This window comes from Achromobacter sp. NFACC18-2 (assembly GCF_900108985.1).
GTDB lineage: Bacteria > Pseudomonadota > Gammaproteobacteria > Burkholderiales > Burkholderiaceae_B > Achromobacter.
In genome coordinates this window covers 192646-210111 of record NZ_FNYM01000011.1, presented here as the reverse complement: position 1 = coordinate 210111, position 17466 = coordinate 192646, and the positions used below count along the sequence as shown (strand labels likewise).

The window sequence follows — 17466 nt, the reverse complement described above, 5'->3', positions numbered from 1 at the left end:
CCTGGATAATCCGTGTGGAACGACGCTCGCACTACCAACCTGATCGCCAACACGCTTGCCGTGCTGGCGGTCTGCGCCATGCTCGTCGCGGGCGTGGTGTGGGTGGCGCAGCGTCCGTACTTCACCTTGGCGGCGATCGAGCTGGAATCGATGCCGGACACCGAGCTGCACTACGTGTCGACGGGCGCCGTGCGCTCGGCGATCGCGGGCCGCGTCAAGGGCAACTTCTTCACGGTGGACCTGGACGAGGCGCGCGAGATCTTCGAATCGGTGCCCTGGGTCCGGCATGCCACCGTGCGGCGGATCTGGCCCAATGTGCTGCGCGTGCGCATCGAGGAACAGCAGCCCCTGGCGCTGTGGAACGAGAACCAGATGATCAACACCTGGGGCGAGGCGTTCACGGCCAACACGGGCGAGGTGGACGACGATACGGTGCTGCCGCAGTTCTCCGGGCCCGAGGGCACGGAGGCGCTCGTCGTGCAGCGCTACGCCGAGCTGGCGCGCTGGTTCGCGCCGCTGGACATGCATGTGGAGCGGTTGGAACTGAGCCCGCGCTACGCCTGGCGCGTCGTGCTGTCGAACGGCATGCTGCTGGACCTGGGGCGCGATCCGGGCGCGGACGCGCCGGATCCGCACGGCCTGCCCGGCGCCTTGCCGTTCGCGGCTCGCATTCAACGCTTTGTGCAGGCGTGGCCCGCCGTGGCGGGGCGCCTGGAAGGGCGCACCATCACGCAGGCCGACTTGCGCTATCCCAATGGTTTCGCCCTGGCGCTGGCCCCGTTGCCCGCGTCGGAAACCAAATCCAAATCCACACCGAAACCTCCCAAGAAACGCTAACGCCATGACCCGTGACATCAAGGACCTTATCGTCGCCCTCGATATCGGCACCAGCAAGGTGGTGGCTGTGGTGGCTGAAATCCTGCCTGAAGGCCGCTTCGAGGTGCTAGGCCTGGGCCAGCACGAATCGCGCGGCATGCGCAAGGGCGTGGTCGTCAATATCGAGACCACTGTGAATTCCATCCAGCGCGCGCTTGAAGAAGCCGAGCTGATGGCAGATTGCAAGATTCGCGACGTCTACACCGGCATCGCCGGCAGCCATATCCGCAGCTTCAATTCCAGCGGCATGGTCGCCGTCAAGGACAAGGAAGTCACCGCCACCGACGTCGCCCGCGTCATCGAAACCGCCAAGGCGGTGAACATCCCGACCGACCAGCAGGTATTGCACGTGCTGACCCAGGAGTTCATCGTCGACGGCCAGGAAGACATCCGCGAGCCCATCGGCATGAGCGGCCTGCGCCTCGAAGTGCGCGTGCACATCGTGACGGGCGCGGTCAGCGCCGCCCAGAACATCGTCAAGTGCGTGCGCCGCTGCGGCCTGGAAGTGCAGGACCTGATCCTGCAGCCGCTCGCCTCCAGCCTGGCCGTGCTGACGGCCGACGAGAAGGAGCTGGGCGTCGTGCTGGTGGACATCGGCGGCGGCACCACCGACGTGGCCATCTTCACCGGCGGCGCGATCCGCCACACCGCCGTGCTGCCCATCGCCGGCGACCAGATCACCAACGACATCGCGGCGATGCTGCGCACGCCCACGCCCGATGCCGAAGAAATCAAGCTGCGCTACGGCGTCGCCAAGCAGGTGCTGGCCAGCCCGGACGAGTCCGTGGAAGTGCCGGGCCTGGGCGACCGCGGCCCGCGCCAGGTCAAGCGCCAGGCGCTGGGCGCGGTGATCGAGCCGCGCGTGGAAGAACTGTTCACGCTGGTGCAGCAGGTGGTGCGCGATTCCGGCTACGAAGACCTGCTGGCTTCCGGCGTGGTCTTGACGGGCGGTTCGGCGCAATTGCCCGGCATGATCGAACTGGCCGAGGACGTGTTCCTCAAGCCGGTTCGCGTGGCGGTGCCCGAGTACGAAGGCAGCCTTGCCGACGTGATGCGCAATCCGCGCTTCTCGACGGTGATGGGGCTGCTGCAGGAGGCGCGCATGCAGCGTGTGCGGGGTCGCAAGGTGGCCGCGCAGACGGGCAATTTCAAGAGCCTGCTTGCGCGCATGAAGGAGTGGTTCATGAATTAAAGGGTGCAGGTTGGGGCCTGCTCCTTGGCGCGAACCGCGGCAGTCTTGCGGGGAGCGCCAGAAAGAGGAGGCGTCTCAAACCCGTGGCGGGCCTATGTAGTCGGCGTCGGCTTTGAGGCGATTCACAAAATATAGGTTGTCGGGGAATTTTTGTGATTTGCAAAATCGGACTTGTGAGGGAGTCATCATGATGAACTTTGAGATGCTTGAGAACAACACCAAAGGGACCGTAATCAAGGTCGTTGGTGTGGGCGGTGCGGGCGGCAATGCCGTCGCGCACATGATTCGCAGCGGCGTGCACGGCGTGGATTTCATCTGCGCCAACACCGATGCGCAAGCGCTGGCGGCTACCAATGCGCCGGTGCAGATTCGTCTGGGCCGCACCGGCCTGGGCGCGGGCGCCAAGCCCGAGCAGGGACGCGCGTCGGCGGAAACCGCGCGCGAGGAGATCCGTGCCGCGCTGAACGGCGCGCACATGGTCTTCATCACGGCGGGCATGGGCGGCGGCACCGGTACCGGTGCTGGTCCGGTCGTGGCCGAAGTGGCGAAGGAACTGGGCATCCTGACCGTGGGCGTGGTCACCAAGCCTTTTTCGTTTGAAGGCAACAAGCGCCTGAAGATGGCCGAAGACGGCATTGCCGAACTGGCCAAGCACGTGCATTCGCTCATCGTGGTGCTCAACGAGAACCTCTATGAACTGATGGACGAGGACGCGACGCAGGAAGACTGCTTCCGTTCCGCCGACGACATCCTGCACAACGCCTGCGCGGGTATCGCCGAAATCATCAACGTCGAAGGCAACGTCAACGTCGACTTCGAAGACGTGAAGACGATCATGGGCGAGCAGGGCCAGGCCATGATGGGCACGGCGTCGGCGTCGGGCGCGGACCGCGCTCGCGTGGCCGCCGAGCACGCCATTGCCTGCCCGCTGCTGGAAGGCGTGGATCTGAACGGCGCGCGCGGCGTGCTGGTCAACATCACCGCCAGCCGCTCGCTGAAGATGCGCGAAACGCGCGAAATCATGGAAACGATCCGCAGCTACGCTTCGGACGACGCGACCGTGATCTTCGGCACCGCCTACGACGAGTCCATGGGCGAAAACCTGCGCGTCACGGTGGTTGCAACCGGCCTGGGCCGTGCGCAAGCCCGTCCGCAACTGGTGCAGAACACCGCTGAAATGCTGCGCACCGGCACCGACAACATGCCCATGGGCACGATGCCGGCCGGTCAAGGCGGTGACTATCGCAACCTGGACATGCCGTCGGTCATGCGCAATCCGCGCAGCCAGGCGTCGGCCCAGGTGCGTGCGCTGGAAAGCTCGGGCATGGATCACTTCGACATCCCGGCGTTCCTGCGCAAGCAGGCGGACTGAACCTGGAGCCGGTCTCCGGCTCTAACTGCACTCCCTCATCTCCGGCTGGCCTGTCCCCACGGGCGAGCCGGAGGCAGAGCGGTCCGTGTTTCCCTTGCACGTTAAAAAAGGGACGGAGGTATAGGTCGATCCGTACGCCAGCCAGATGGCGACATGGATCGGACAGCGTTACAATACATCGGTTACGCCGGCAATCTGCTCGTCATCTTGCCGGCTTCCTGATTCAAATTCCCAAGTCCCATGTTCCGACAGCGCAGCATCCAGAATCTCGTCCGCACGACAGGCGTCGGCGTCCACTCAGGACGGCGGGTGGAGCTCACCCTGCGCCCGGCACAGCCGAACACGGGCATCGTCTTTCACCGCGTGGATTTGCCGCAGGTCGTGGACCTGCCCGCCCAAGCCACTGGCGTGGGCGATACGCGCATGGCGTCCGTGCTGCAGCAAGGCAATGTGCGCGTGTCGACGGTGGAGCATCTCATGTCGGCGCTGGCCGGCCTGGGCATCGACAACCTGCACGTCGACCTCACTGCCGAAGAAGTCCCCATCATGGACGGCAGCGCGGCGACCTTTGTTTATTTGTTGCGCTCGGCCGGCATCGTCGAGCAGAACGCGCCCAAACAGTTCATCCGGGTTCTGAAGCCGGTGGAAGTGCGTGAAGGCGAAGGACGCAACGAGAAATGGGCCCGCCTCGAACCCCACGAAGGGTACGCGTTGGCCTTCTCGATCGACTTCCGCCATCCCGCCATCGACTCGACGGCCAATTTTGCAGAAATCGATTTCGCGACGCACTCGTACGTGCGCGAGATCGCGCGGGCGCGCACCTTCGGTTTCGTCAATGAGGTCGAGGCCTTGCGGTCGATGGGCCTGGCCCGCGGCGGCAGCCTGGACAACGCCATTGTCATGGACGAGTACCGTGTGCTGAACAGCGACGGGCTGCGTTACGACGACGAATTCGTGAAGCACAAGATCCTGGACGCCATCGGTGACCTGTATCTGCTTGGCAAGCCGCTGGTCGCGCGCTATGTGGCGTGCAAGTCGGGCCACGGCTTGAACAACCAGCTTGCCCGCGCGCTGCTGGAGCAGCGCGATGCCTGGGAAATCGTCACCTACGAATCGCAGGCCGAAGCGCCCCAGGCGTTTCGCCACGAATGGAAGCTGGCCTGACCGGCGGCTTTCCCCCGGCGGCAGGCTTCCTGGACGAACCTGCGCACGGGGCCTGACCCCGAACCCTGCGCGGGGTTCCTGCCCAAGGATGGCGAAGGTTGCCATCCGCTAGTGCAATCGTCGCAAACCGGTAGGCCATCCGATGGCCATTGGTCTGAAAAGTTGGTTTCGCTACGTTTCCGACCCAGGCGACTTGCCTGACAAAGCCGGGTGCCTCAGCTACGCTTGTGGTGCCTCAAGAGCTTGGCCACGGCATCGGCCAGCGGACCGGGCCGCAACGTGTCATGCAGCGTTTCGAACGCGCCCAGGGCCTTGTCGCCCAGGGGTTGCGCCTCTTTGGGAGGGCGCGGCTGACGGGCGCCGGGTTTGGGCAAACCCGCTTGTACCTTGATGGCAATTTCGTTAAGGTTCCAGCCTTGGTCCGCCAGCGACCGCGCGACGCGCGGCGCCAATTGACGCATTTTGGCCGCGTGCGCGGCGGTGGGCACCACCAGGTGCAGGCATTGGTTTTCCAGCTTGCCGACCTGGCACACAGCACCCAGCGGGGCGGGCAACACCGCCGCCACCGCATACTGAATTTGCAGATGCTTGCGGGCAGTCGCCAATACGCCGGCGCCTCGCATGTCATGACCCAGCCATCCCAGGGCGGTATTTTCCACTCGCCGGCTGGAACCGGAACGTTGGCGGTATGAAGAGGGTCTATTCATGCCGGCTTTAAAAGACTTAGGAAGCAAACCTTGAAAATCGTGATTATGCACGCCCGCGACGGCCAGGACGGGCATTTCACCCTGGGAGGCGCGCGTCTGGCGTTGTTTCTGGGGGGCGCCCTGATTACCGCCGCCATTTTCGGCGCGGCGCTTCAACGATACATCACTCCCATCCTGCCCGCTGTGCACACCATGGGCTGGCCGCTGTCGGAGCAGCCCGGACGCGACGCCGATTTCCTGCGTGAAAACATGAATCTGCTGGCCGCCAAGGTGGGGTCGCTGCAGGCCAAGCTGGTCAGCATCGACGGCCTGGGCCAGCGTGTGGCCAAGGTGGCGGGGGTGGCCTACACCGATCCGGAACTGGCCCAGCAACTGGCGTCGGTCCAGGCCGAGGCGCCGGCCCACCCCGAGGCCACGCAGGTGATGGACGACCTTTTCACCGATCATCCGCCGCCCAGCGCCGCGTCCGCCGAAGCCCTGGGCCGCCAGCTCGACGAGATCCAGGCGAGGCTGTCGCAGCAGACCGACAACCTGAAGCTGCTGGATGCGGCCCTGACCAAACGTTCGGCGGATCAGGCGCGCATGCCGACCGCCATGCCGATCACCGATTATCCCTATCTGTCGTCGTCCTATGGCTGGCGCCGCAATCCGGTGACGGGCCGCTCGGCCATGCACGAGGGGCTGGATTTCGCCGCCCCGTCGGGCACGCCCATCGTGGCCGCGTCCGGCGGCGTGGTCCTGGAGGCGAAGTGGCAGCCGGGATTTGGCAACATGGTCGAAATCGATCATGGCGATGGCCTCATCACCCGCTATGCCCATGCTTCCTCGCTGCTCGTCAAGCAAGGCGACCTGGTCGAGCGCGGCCAGCAGGTGGCCCGCGTCGGGAGCTCCGGCCGGTCCACCGGCCCGCATCTGCATTTCGAGGTGCGCCTTGCCGGCCAGCCGCTGGATCCGCGTCTCTTCCTCGGGCCGCAGCATCAACACGCGCCGCCCGCCGTGGCCCAGGCCGCCGCGCCGTGAACCCTGGCCGCGTTGGCCGGTCAAACCGGCCAACAGTGCTACCCTGGTCATAGGTCCAGGCTATTACGCTCCAGGTGCGTTAAACTGGTTCGTTTCCCAGCGGACCCCCGCTCAACCAATAACATCAAGTCACGGGTGACGCTGCCCAAGCGTTTTCGGGTGCGGCGTGGCTCGTGCGGCCGACATACGCATGGTTTCTCTGCTCAAAAAACTCATAGGTAGCCGCAACGATCGGCTGCTTAAGCAGTATCGCAAGCTGGTAACCCAGATCAATGGGCTCGAACCCAAGATCTCCGCGCTCTCCGACGCGGAGCTGGCGGCCAAGACCGAAGAATTCCGTTCCCGCCACGCCCAGGGCACGTCCCTGGACGATCTGCTGCCCGAAGCCTTCGCCGTCGTGCGCGAAGCCGGCAAGCGGGTGTTCGGCATGCGCCATTTCGACGTGCAGATGCTGGGCGGCATCGCCCTGCATAACGGCAAGATCGCCGAAATGCGCACGGGCGAAGGCAAGACGCTCATGGCCACGCTGCCCGTCTACCTGAACGCCATCGCCGGCAAGGGTGTGCACGTGGTCACGGTGAACGACTACCTGGCCCGCCGCGACGCCGAATGGATGGGTCGCCTGTACCGCTTCCTGGGCCTGTCCACCGGCGTGGTGGTGCCGCAGCAGCCCAACGAAGAAAAGAAAGCCGCGTACGCCGCCGACATCACGTACGGCACCAATAACGAATTCGGCTTCGATTACCTGCGCGACAACATGGAATTCCGTGTTGAAGACCGGCGCCAGCGCGCGCTGTTCTATGCCATCGTCGACGAAGTGGACTCGATCCTGATCGACGAGGCCCGCACGCCGCTGATCATCTCCGGCCAGGCCGAAGACCACACCGAGCTGTACGTCCGCATGAACGCGGTGCCGCCGTTGCTCAAGCGCATGGCCAGCGAGCCCAAGCCGCAGGAGCCGGAACCCGAAGGCGACTACTGGGTCGACGAAAAGAGCCAGCAGGTCTACCTGTCGGAAGCCGGCCACGAGAACGCCGAGGGCATCCTCGCCCGCCTGGGCATCCTGCCCGAAGGCGAGTCGCTGTACGATCCCCGCCATATCGCGCTGATGCACCACCTGATGGTGGCCCTGCGCGCCAACACCCTGTTCTTCCGCGACCAGCAGTACGTCGTGCAGGACGGCGAAGTGGTCATCGTGGACGAATTCACGGGCCGCCTCATGGTGGGCCGCCGCTGGTCCGATGGCCTGCACCAGGCCGTCGAGGCCAAGGAAGGCGTGAAGATCCAGCACGAAAACCAGACGCTGGCCTCGATCACCTTCCAGAACTACTTCCGCATGTACGAAAAGCTGTCCGGCATGACCGGTACGGCGGACACGGAAGCGTACGAATTCCAGGAAATCTACGGGCTTGAAACGGTCATCATCCCGACCAACAAGCCCATGGTCCGCAAGGACCAGAACGACCAGGTCTTCAAGACCGACGGCGAAAAGTACAACGCCATCCTGGAAGACATCCGCGATTGCCACGAGCGCGGCCAGCCCGTGCTGGTCGGCACCACCAGCATCGAAAACTCCGAGCTGCTGTCGGGCCTGCTGAAGAAGGCCAAGCTGCCGCACGAGGTCCTGAACGCCAAGCAGCACGCCCGCGAAGCCGAGATCGTGGCCGAAGCCGGCAAGCCCGGCCACATCACCATCGCCACCAACATGGCCGGCCGCGGCACCGACATCGTGCTGGGCGGCAGCGTCGACAAGCAGGTCGACCTGATCCGCGCCGACGAATCGCTGTCCGAAGCCGAAAAGACGGCGCGCATCGATAAGGTCCGCGCCGACTGGAAGCCGCTGAACGAGCAGGTCAAGGCCGCAGGCGGCCTGCGCATCATCGGTACCGAGCGCCACGAATCGCGCCGCATCGACAACCAGCTTCGCGGCCGCGCCGGCCGCCAGGGCGATCCGGGCTCGTCCCGCTTCTACCTGTCGCTGGAAGACTCGCTGATGCGCATTTTCGCGGGCGACCGCGTGCGCGCCATCATGGAGCGCTTGAAGCTGCCCGAGGGCGAGCCCATCGAGGCCGGCATGGTCACGCGTTCGATCGAGACCGCGCAGCGCAAGGTGGAAGGCCGCAACTTCGACATCCGCAAGCAATTGCTGGAGTATGACGACGTCGCCAACGACCAGCGTAAGGTGCTGTACTCGCAGCGTAATGACGTGCTGGAAGCCGCCAGCGTCGGCGCCACCGTGCACAACCTGCGCGACGCGGCCGTGACGGAGCTGTTCAATACCTATGTGCCGCCGGAATCGGTCGAAGAGCAGTGGGACATCCCCGCGCTGCAAAAGGCGCTGGAAGCCGACTGGCACCTGCATCTGCCGTTGACCGAGATGCTGGAAAAGGAACCCAACCTGAACGACGAGGAACTGCGCGAGCGCGTGGTGGCCGCGGCCCGCGACGCCTACCAGGCCAAGGTGGACCAGGTGGGCGAGGAATCGTGGTCGCAGTTCGAGCGTTCGATCATGCTGCAGGCGATCGACACGCATTGGCGCGAGCACCTGTCGGCGCTGGATTACCTGCGCCAGGGCATCCATCTGCGCGGCTATGCGCAGAAGAATCCCAAGCAGGAATACAAGCGCGAAGCCTTCGAACTGTTCTCGGGCATGCTGGAACGGGTCCGCGACGACGTGGTGCGCGTGCTGATGACGGTGCGCGTGCAGTCGTCCGAGCAGGTCGAGCAGGCCGAGGCCGAAGCGGCGCAACCGCATGTGCAGAACGTGCAGTACCACCACTCCGACTACGACGAGGCGCTGGCGTCCGACGCGCAGGAAACGGGCGCCCAGCCCGTGCGCAATGCCGTGCCCAAGGTCGGCCGCAACGACCCGTGCCCGTGCGGCAGCGGCAAGAAGTACAAGCAGTGCCACGGCAAGCTGGTCTGATCACAGGGGAAAGCCATCATGCTGCATTCCGTCGGCCGCACTGAATTCGACCATGCCGTCGTCATGGTGCGTGACCGGCTGGATGCGCTGGCGCCGCATTACGAGCGCCAGGGTTTTCACCTGAGCGACAAGGCGGTGCACAACCTGGGTTCGTGCAACCGCCTGATCGTGCTGGAAGGCACCTATGTCGAGTTGCTGGGCTGGCCCCCCGGCGCGCCGCCCGCGCGCAAGGAGATCGCCGATTCGCCGTTCGGCCTGGAGGCGCTGGTGTTCCGCACCTATGACGCCGAAGGCACCTACACGCGGCTGCGCGACGCGGGCTTTGCCGTGAATCCCGTTCAGGAACTGACCCGTCCCGCCATGCTGGACGGCCAGGAGGTCCAGGCCCGTTTCCATACCGTGCGCTTTGCCGAGCAACCCTTGCCCGGCATCCGCATGTACTTCTGCCGTCACCTGACGCCGGAGTGCGTCTGGTCGCCGGCGCTGATGTCGCATCCCAATGGCGCGCGCAGCCTGCACCGCATCGACGCGCGCGCGGCGGATGCCCGCGGCGTGGCGGAGCGCCTGGCGCTGGTGGCGGGCGTGACCGCCGAAGCCGCCAACGGCGGGTGGGACGTGCCGCTGGCGAACCTGCGCATCCATGTGCAGCAGGACGATGCCGCCACGAATCCCGTCCTGTCCGCGCTGACCCTGGAGAACCGGGATGGTGCGCATTACACCCTGGACACCGGGCTGTAAGCTGGAATCCCAGATCTGACATCTGGATCCGGTCACCGGCGTCACCGGCAATTCCGCACACTGGCAGACCCGCCCTCGAGGCGGGTTATTTTTTTCCCGCCCAGGCCTACGCCCACGCCTGCCCCGCATACCGCCTTCGGGCAAACCCGAGTTGCCCGTCAAAGTGTATGCACTTTAGTATGCACTTCAACCCATAGGGAACCAGCCACAGGCGATCCGGTATGACGCTGCCCCACACTGCCACCAGACCCATTGCCCGCGCGGCCCGCACCTCGGCCGCGCAGGCCGAGCTGTATGGCGCCGTCAAGGCCATGGCGGTGCGTTTTGAATTCAAGCCGGGCGAGCGCATCAACGAAGTCGAGCTTGCGCGCCGCCTGAATGTCAGCCGCACGCCGCTGCGCGAGGTGCTCAACCAGCTGATGGTGGAAGGCTTTCTCACGCGCTCGGTCAATCGCGGCTTCATTGCCCGCCTGCTGGACGCCAAGCAGATCCACAGCCTTTACGAATATCGCGCGGTGCTGGAAGCCGGGATCGTGCGCGCGGCCTGCGAGCGCGCCACCGACGAAGAATTGGCCAGCCTGCGCGCGTTCGTCGAACGCTCGCGCGACGAACCCGACGACAGCGATGCGACGCGGCTGCTCGAACTGGACGAAGCCTTTCACCTGGCGCTGGCGCGCTACTCGCGCAACGACGAATTCGTGCGGGCGCTGGAAAGCGTCAACGCGCGCATCCACTTCGTGCGCTGGATCGACATGCAGCAGGGGCGCCGCAGCCACACGCAGGGCGAACACCTGCGCATCGTGGACGCGCTGCAGCGGCGCGACGCCGACGCTTTGCCGGGCCTCATCAGCGCGCACATCGGCCGGCGGCTGGACCAGATTACGGACGTGATACGCACGGGCTTTTCAACGATTTACATGCGGGACCAGGCCGAACCCGCCTCGGTAGTGCCGGCCAACACCACAACAGCAGGGGAAAACTGATGAATAAAACGATCAAGCGGGCGCTGGCGGCGGTATGCACGCTGGCCGCGGCCGGGGGCGCTTTTGTCGCCACGCCGGCGGTGGCCGAAGAACGGCCGCTGGTGCTTGTCGTGCCGTATCCGCCGGGCGGCAGCACCGATATCCTGGCGCGTATCCTCCAGCCGCGCCTGTCGCAGCAGATGGGCGGCCGCGCGGTGGTCGTCGAGAACCGGCCGGGCGCGGCCAGCCAGATCGCCACGGCGTTCGTGGCGCGGGCCGAACCTGACGGCAACACGCTGCTGGTCAGCTTCGACAACCACGGCATCAATCCGGCCGTGAAGCCCAAGCTGCCCTATGACACGTTCAAGGACTTCGTGGCGATCGGGCAGACCGTGCGCTTTCCGCTCGTGATCGGCGCGAACCCGAGCGTGCCCGGGAACAACCTGAAGGAATTCCTGGAGGCCGCCGCCAAGCAGCCGCCCAACAAGTTCAACTACGCGTCCACGGGCGTCGGTTCGCTGAACCACCTGGCGCCCGAAGAGCTCAAGCGCCTGTCCAAGGTCGAGTTGCTGCACGTGCCCTACGGCGGCGGCGGGCCGGCCATCCAGGCCGTGGTCGGCGGCCAGGCCAACATGACGTGGCTGAGCTTTGCGGCCCTGCGCGGCCAGATCCAGGCCGGCAAGATCAAGCCGCTGGCGGTCGCCGGCGACAAGCGCCTGCCCGACCTGCCCAACGTGCCGACGGTGGCCGAGTCCGGCTTCCCCGGTTTTGTCGCGTATTCGTGGAGCGGCATGTTCGCCCCGAAGGGCACGCCCGAAGCCACCGTCAAGAAGCTGACGGCGGACTTCCAGGCGGTGCTGGCCGACCCGGACATCAAGAAGAAGGTCTCGGAAGCGGGCTTCGAGATCGTGGCCTCCGATGGCCCGGCGCTGGATGCGTACGTGAAGTCGGAATACGAGCGCTGGGACGCCTTCATCAAGCGCAACAACATCAATCTGGAAAACTGAGCGCCGTCGTCCCGGGGGGCGGCAGGCCGCCGCCCGGGCGCGGCCCTTGAAATACGTGGAGATGACATGGAACACATGAACGGCGCCGAAGCCATGGTGCGGATGCTGCAACACAACGGCGTCAAACATATCTTTGGCCTGTGCGGCGACACCACCTTGCCGCTTTACGATGCGCTGTACCGCCTGGACCACGGCATGCAGCACATCCTGACGCGCGACGAGCGCAGCGCGGGCTACATGGCGGACGCCTACGCCCGGGTGACGGGCAAGGTCGGCGTGTGCGAAGGCCCGAGCGGCGGCGGCGCGACCTATCTGCTGCCGGGACTGGTGGAAGCCAACGAATCGTCGATCCCGGTGCTGGGCATCACCTCGGACGTGGCGGTCGGTTCGCGCGGCAAATACCCGCTGACCGAACTGGACCAGGAGGCGCTGTACCGCCCGCTGACCAAGTGGAATCGCACCATCGACCGCGCGGACCAGATCCCGGGCATGGTGCGGGCGGCCTTCCGCGCCATGACCACCGGCAAGCCCGGCTCGGCGCACCTGTGCTTTCCTTATGACGTGATGAAGCAGCAGGTGGACGCGTCCGATGTGTGGGCCCAGCCCGAGCACGGCAGCTTCCCGGCCATGCGCTTCGCGCCGGACCCGGCCGACGTGGCGCGCGCCGCGCAGCGCCTGGTGGCCGCCCGCTCGCCGGTGATCATCTGCGGCGGCGGCGTGGTCATCGCCGGCGCGAGCGCCGCGCTGCAGGAACTGGCCGAGGCCCTGAAGGCCGCGGTGTGCGTGACCGTGAGCGGGCAGGGCAGCCTGGCCGACACCCATCCGCTGAATGCCGGCGTGGTGGGCTCCAACGGCGGCGTGATGGCCACGCGCGATGTGGTGGCCGCCGCCGACGTGGTGCTGTTCGTGGGCTGCCGCGCGGGGTCGACCTCGACCGAGCACTGGCGTTTCCCCAACCGCAACGTACCGATCCTGCACGTGGACATCGACCCGATGGTGATCGGCGCCAATTACCTGACCGAAGTCGGCCTGGTCGGCGACGCCAAGCTCGCGCTGGAGGCGCTGGGCGCCGAGGTGCAGGCGCGGCTCAAGCACCGTCCGTCGGATGCCACGGACGGCGCCGTGCTGGCCGGCCGCGCCAAACAGGCGCGCCGCGCGCAGCTCGAGCCGCTGGCCGCCAGCCTGGATGCACCCATTCTTCCCGAGCGCGTGGTGCAGTCGCTGAACCGCCTGTTGCCCGACGACGCGGTGGTCTGCGCCGACCCCGGCACGCCGTGCCCGTATTTCTCGGCCTACTACGATGTCTCGCGCCCCGGCCGCCATTTCATCACCAACCGCGCCCACGGCGCGCTGGGCTTTTCGATGTCGGCGGCGATGGGCGCCTGGGTCGGCCGTCCGAACGCCAAGTGCGTGTCGGTGATGGGCGACGGCAGCTTCGGCTTCACGGTGGGTGAACTTGAAACCATCGTGCGCCACAAGGCGCCGCTGCTGATGGTGGTGTTCTCGAATTCGGTCTACGGGTGGATCAAGGCCAGCCAGAAGGCCGGCTACGACAAGCGCTATTACAGCGTGGACTTCAACCGCACCGACCATGCGCGCATCGCCGAAGCCTACGGCGTGAAAGCCTGGCGCGTCGAAGATCCGTCCAAGCTGGACGCCGCGATCAAGGCCGCCATGGAACACGACGGCCCGGCGCTGATCGACGTGGTGACGCAGCCGCTGCAGGATGCGGCGGCGCCCGTGAGCCAGTGGATGGGCTGAGGCGCCAGCCGCTTTCCGCCATCACCGATGGGGCCCTTCGCGGGGCCCCATTTTTTTCGGGCGGCGGGACCGGCGCCCGCCGGATCAGAAAATAATTCCACGCCGGCGGGCCGGCTCCTATACTGGACCGCTTCGGAGCGGCGGGCCGCGGGCGCCCGGCGCCGTCAACGCGACAGCAGAGAGGGCAGGCATGGATCTGGGGATCGGCGGCAAGAAGGCACTGGTGTTTGGCGGCAGCCGCGGCATGGGCCGCGCGTGCGCGCTGCAGCTTGCGCGGGAGGGTGTGGCCGTGACCATCGCGGCCCGCAACCCGCAAACGCTGGAGCAGGCCGCCGCCGAGATATCGCGCGAAACCGGCATCGGGGTGGGGTGGGTGTCGGCCGACCTGACCCAGCCGCAGGGGCGCGACGCCGCCATCGCCGCCTGTCCGCATCCCGACATCCTGATCAACAATGCCGACGGGCCGCTGCCCGGGGACTTTCGCGACTGGTCGCGCGAGGACTGGATCGCGGCGCTGGACGCCATGATGCTGGGCCCGATCGACATGATCCGCCGCGTGGTGGATGGCATGGTCGAGCGGCGGTTCGGCCGTATCGTCAATATCGTGTCGCGCAGCGTGAAGGCGCCGCATGCCGAGCTGGGGCTGTCCAACGGCGCGCGCTCGGGCCTGATCGGCTTCGTGGGCGGACTGGCGCGCCAGACCGTGCGCCACAACGTCACCATCAACAATCTGCTGCCAGGCGCCTTTGCGACCGATGCGCAGACCCGGCACATCCAGGGCATGGTGCAGCCGGGCGGCAAGACGTTCGAGCAGCTGTGGGACGAGCGGGCGCGCAGCAATCCCGCCGGCCGCTATGGCCAGCCCGAGGAGCTGGGCGCCCTGTGCGCCTACGTCTGTTCCGCGCACGCGGGCTACATGACGGCGCAGAATCTGCTGATCGACGGGGGCGGCTACCCCGGGACCTATTGATTGCGCCAGGGAATCCCATGGACCAGACGGACCTCAAGATACTGGCGCTGCTGCAGAAGGACGCCACCTGTTCGGTCGCCGAAGTCGCCGAACAGGTGAACCTTTCCGTGACGCCCTGCTGGCGCCGCATCCAGAAACTCAAGGACGACGGCGTCATCGCGCGCAACGCCATCCTGCTGGATCCGCGCGCGCTCGGGCTGAACCTGACGGTGTTCGTGTCCATCCGCACCAGCCAGCACAACGAGAAATGGACCCAGAGCCTGATCAACGCCGTCATGGCCTTGCCCAATGTGGTGGAGTTCCACCGCATGGCCGGCGACGTCGACTATCTGCTGAAGGTCGTGGTCGAGGACATGGCGGCCTATGACCGCTTCTATCGCCGGCTGATCGGGGCGGTGGACCTGCTGGACGTCAGCGCCAGTTTCTCGATGGAAGTGATCAAAAGCACCACGGAACTGCCGCTGGGCGCGGGGTAGGCGCGGGGCGCGCAAATTTTTTCCTGGCGCCCGTGCCGCCGCGGATGCAATTTTCTTTCTGCGTGTTGCGCGGGCCCAATCTGGCAATGCTTTTGCTTGGGCGGCGGCGTAGGATATCGCTCACTCCTGTCTTGGAGTGAATCGGGATATCAGAGGACCCTATGTCGTTGGCAGTGCCCGCCGGCTGCGGCGGATTGGAAAAATCGCGGCGAGCGGCGTCGGTGGATGATCTGCTGGCCGGCTGGAATGGCGTCGATGACCTGTGGGTGTTCGCCTACGGTTCCCTGATCTGGCATCCCGGATTTGCGTGGCGCGAGCGGCGGCTGGCCACCGTGCGGGGCTATCACCGGTCCCTGTGCCTGTGGTCGCATGACCATCGCGGGTCGCCGGACAATCCCGGCCTGGTGTTCGGGCTGGACCGCGGCGGCTGCTGCCGCGGGGTTGCCTTCCAGATCGCGGCCTGCGATGTGCCCGAGGTTTTCCAGGCGTTGTGGCGCCGGGAGATGGTCACGGGCGCCTACTGTCCGCGCTGGCTGACCTGCCACACCGAGGCCGCGCCGGTGCGCGGGCTGGTGTTCCTGTTGAACCGGGCCTGCCGCGAGTACGCGGCCGATCTCTGCGACGACCGCCTGCTGGCGTCGGTGCGCAATGCGGTCGGGCATTCCGGCCCGTGCCTGGACTATGTGGTGGAAACGGCGCGCGCGTTGCGCGCGCATGGCATCGACGATTGGCGCCTGGGAGACCTGGTCCGCAAGCTGGGCCACGCGTTCTGAGGGCGCGGCGCCGGGCCGTCCCTGGTCCGCGCCCGGCTGGCGGGCTACAGCAGAAAGATCGTGGCCAGTCCCAGGAAGATGAAAAACCCGAGCGAATCGGTGGCAAAGGTGAGCAGCACCGACGAGCCCATCGCCGGATCCTTGCCGAAACGCGCCCGCAACATGGGCACCAGCACGCCGACCGAGGCGCCCACCAGCATGTTGCAGATCATCGCGGCCATCATGACCAGCGCGATGGACACCGATCGCGATATCACCCACGCGAACAGCGCGGCGACCACGCTGCCGCACAACCCCACCAGCAAGGTGACGAAGAGCTCGCGCTTGACGAGCTGCCACAGGTTGCGCCCGGTGATGCGGCCCATGGCCAGCGCCCGGATGATGAGCGTCATGGTCTGGTTGCCGGAGTTGCCGCCGATGCCCGCCACGATGGACATCAGGAAGGCCAGGATGACGATGTGGCTGACCGTGCCCTCGAACTGCGAGGCCACGAACGAGGCCGTGGCGGCGGTACAGAGGTTGAACAGCAGCCACGGTGCGCGGTTGCGCAGCGCCGTGGTGACGGGGGCGAAGATGTCCTCTTCCTGCAGGCCCGCGCGCGACAGCGCCTGCTCCTGCGAGTCTTCGCGCATCACGTCCACCACGTCGGCGATGGTGACACGGCCGATGAGGCGGCCCTGGTCGTCCATCACGGGGGCGGACACCAGGTCATAGCGTTCGAAGGCGCCGGCGGCGTCGGCGTCCGAATCCAGCGGGTTCAGCGTCAGGAAGTCCGAATCCATGACCGCGCGCACTTCGGTTTCGGGCTCGCTGACCAGCAGGCGCGACAGCGGCAGGATGCCTTGCAGTTTGTCCTGGCGGTCGACGACGAAGATCTGGTCGGTGTGGTCGGGCAGTTCGTGCAGCCGGCGCAGGTAGCGCAGCACGACCTCGAGCGTGACGTCCTCGCGCACGCGCACCATCTCGAAGTCCATGATGGCGCCCACGCTGTCTTCCGGATAGCCCATGGCTTCCAAGAGCTGCGCGCGTTCTTCTTCGGTCAGGCCCTTCTGGACTTCCGCCACCACGTCCGGGGGCAGGTCGGGCGCCAGGTCCGCCAGCTCGTCCGCGTCCATGCTTTCGGTCGCGGCCACCAGGTCCTGGCGGTCCATCGCCTCGATCAGCGACTCGCGGACCCAGTCTTCGACTTCCAGCAGGACGTCCGCGTCGTGCTCGGGGCTGACCAGTTTCCAGATGGCTTGGCGTTCGTCCTTGGGCAGCGACTCCAGGATGAAGGCGATATCGGCCGGGTGCAGGCCGTCGACCAGCGTCTTGAGCTCGGCCTCGTGCTGGCGATGCACCAGGTCTTCGACGAGCGTCGCCTTGGCGTCGCCTTCTTCCTGGCGGTGCACCAGGTCCTCGACGAGCTGCTGACGGCGCAAGCGCTCCTGGACTTCCGCGAGGGCGGTCTGGGCGTCTTCCGGGTCGAGGCGGCGGGGCGTCGCGGGCGGTTTCTGCGCGGCGGCGGACTGCGTCATGCGAT

Annotated in this window: 15 protein-coding genes; 13 read left to right on the top strand and 2 right to left on the bottom strand. The window is 66.3% G+C overall.

Going from position 1 to position 17466, the window contains the following annotated elements; translation table 11 throughout:
- The first annotated feature begins 12 nt into the window (after window positions 1-12).
- From BMW75_RS18155 to lpxC, 4 genes are all read left to right on the top strand, one after another.
- Window positions 13-837 carry a cell division protein FtsQ/DivIB gene (locus BMW75_RS18155; RefSeq protein WP_092581282.1) on the top strand — a complete coding sequence of 275 codons (825 nt, stop codon included), beginning with the start codon at window positions 13-15 and terminating at the stop codon, window positions 835-837.
- Window positions 838-841: 4 nt separating this feature from the next.
- Entirely contained in the window at window positions 842-2068 is a 1227-nt protein-coding gene (gene ftsA, locus BMW75_RS18150; protein ID WP_006217473.1) for a cell division protein FtsA, read from the top strand.
- Window positions 2069-2255: 187 nt separating this feature from the next.
- The gene (gene ftsZ, locus BMW75_RS18145) at window positions 2256-3440 is read left to right on the top strand and encodes a cell division protein FtsZ (protein ID WP_076518858.1); all 1185 of its coding nucleotides are present in this window, start codon (window positions 2256-2258) and stop codon (window positions 3438-3440) included.
- Window positions 3441-3680: 240 nt separating this feature from the next.
- Window positions 3681-4604 (top strand): UDP-3-O-acyl-N-acetylglucosamine deacetylase, encoded by a 924-nt coding sequence (gene lpxC, locus BMW75_RS18140; RefSeq protein WP_056320776.1) that lies wholly within the window; start codon window positions 3681-3683, stop codon window positions 4602-4604.
- 215 nt (window positions 4605-4819) lie between these two features.
- Here the strand turns inward: lpxC and BMW75_RS18135 are convergent, their stop codons facing one another.
- On the bottom strand, window positions 4820-5227 hold the full coding sequence (locus BMW75_RS18135; protein ID WP_083714249.1) for a DciA family protein: 408 nt from the start codon (window positions 5225-5227) through the stop codon (window positions 4820-4822).
- 129 nt (window positions 5228-5356) lie between these two features.
- Here BMW75_RS18135 and BMW75_RS18130 point away from each other — a divergent pair, with 129 nt between their 5' ends.
- From BMW75_RS18130 to BMW75_RS18090, 9 genes are all read left to right on the top strand, one after another.
- Window positions 5357-6331 carry a M23 family metallopeptidase gene (locus BMW75_RS18130; protein ID WP_092581281.1) on the top strand — a complete coding sequence of 325 codons (975 nt, stop codon included), beginning with the start codon at window positions 5357-5359 and terminating at the stop codon, window positions 6329-6331.
- Window positions 6332-6521: 190 nt separating this feature from the next.
- Window positions 6522-9257: a preprotein translocase subunit SecA gene (secA, locus tag BMW75_RS18125; RefSeq protein WP_092581280.1), complete on the top strand. Its 2736-nt coding sequence runs from the start codon at window positions 6522-6524 to the stop codon at window positions 9255-9257.
- Window positions 9258-9275: 18 nt separating this feature from the next.
- On the top strand, window positions 9276-9995 hold the full coding sequence (locus tag BMW75_RS18120; protein ID WP_092581279.1) for a VOC family protein: 720 nt from the start codon (window positions 9276-9278) through the stop codon (window positions 9993-9995).
- 221 nt (window positions 9996-10216) lie between these two features.
- Window positions 10217-10978: a GntR family transcriptional regulator gene (locus BMW75_RS18115; RefSeq protein ID WP_092581278.1), complete on the top strand. Its 762-nt coding sequence runs from the start codon at window positions 10217-10219 to the stop codon at window positions 10976-10978.
- On the top strand, window positions 10978-11964 hold the full coding sequence (locus BMW75_RS18110) for a tripartite tricarboxylate transporter substrate binding protein (RefSeq protein WP_083714250.1): 987 nt from the start codon (window positions 10978-10980) through the stop codon (window positions 11962-11964). Before BMW75_RS18115 ends, BMW75_RS18110 begins: the two co-directional genes overlap by 1 nt.
- A 66-nt stretch (window positions 11965-12030) precedes the next feature.
- Window positions 12031-13725 carry a thiamine pyrophosphate-binding protein gene (locus tag BMW75_RS18105; protein WP_076518863.1) on the top strand — a complete coding sequence of 565 codons (1695 nt, stop codon included), beginning with the start codon at window positions 12031-12033 and terminating at the stop codon, window positions 13723-13725.
- Window positions 13726-13915: 190 nt separating this feature from the next.
- Window positions 13916-14695: an SDR family oxidoreductase gene (locus tag BMW75_RS18100; RefSeq protein WP_076518864.1), complete on the top strand. Its 780-nt coding sequence runs from the start codon at window positions 13916-13918 to the stop codon at window positions 14693-14695.
- Window positions 14696-14712: 17 nt separating this feature from the next.
- The gene (locus BMW75_RS18095; protein WP_076518865.1) at window positions 14713-15171 is read left to right on the top strand and encodes an Lrp/AsnC family transcriptional regulator; all 459 of its coding nucleotides are present in this window, start codon (window positions 14713-14715) and stop codon (window positions 15169-15171) included.
- A 161-nt stretch (window positions 15172-15332) separates the two neighbouring features.
- Window positions 15333-15944: a gamma-glutamylcyclotransferase gene (locus BMW75_RS18090; RefSeq protein ID WP_076518866.1), complete on the top strand. Its 612-nt coding sequence runs from the start codon at window positions 15333-15335 to the stop codon at window positions 15942-15944.
- Between the two features lie 44 nt (window positions 15945-15988).
- Here the strand turns inward: BMW75_RS18090 and mgtE are convergent, their stop codons facing one another.
- Window positions 15989-17461: a magnesium transporter gene (gene mgtE / locus BMW75_RS18085; protein ID WP_076518867.1), complete on the bottom strand. Its 1473-nt coding sequence runs from the start codon at window positions 17459-17461 to the stop codon at window positions 15989-15991.
- Window positions 17462-17466 lie beyond the last annotated feature (5 nt).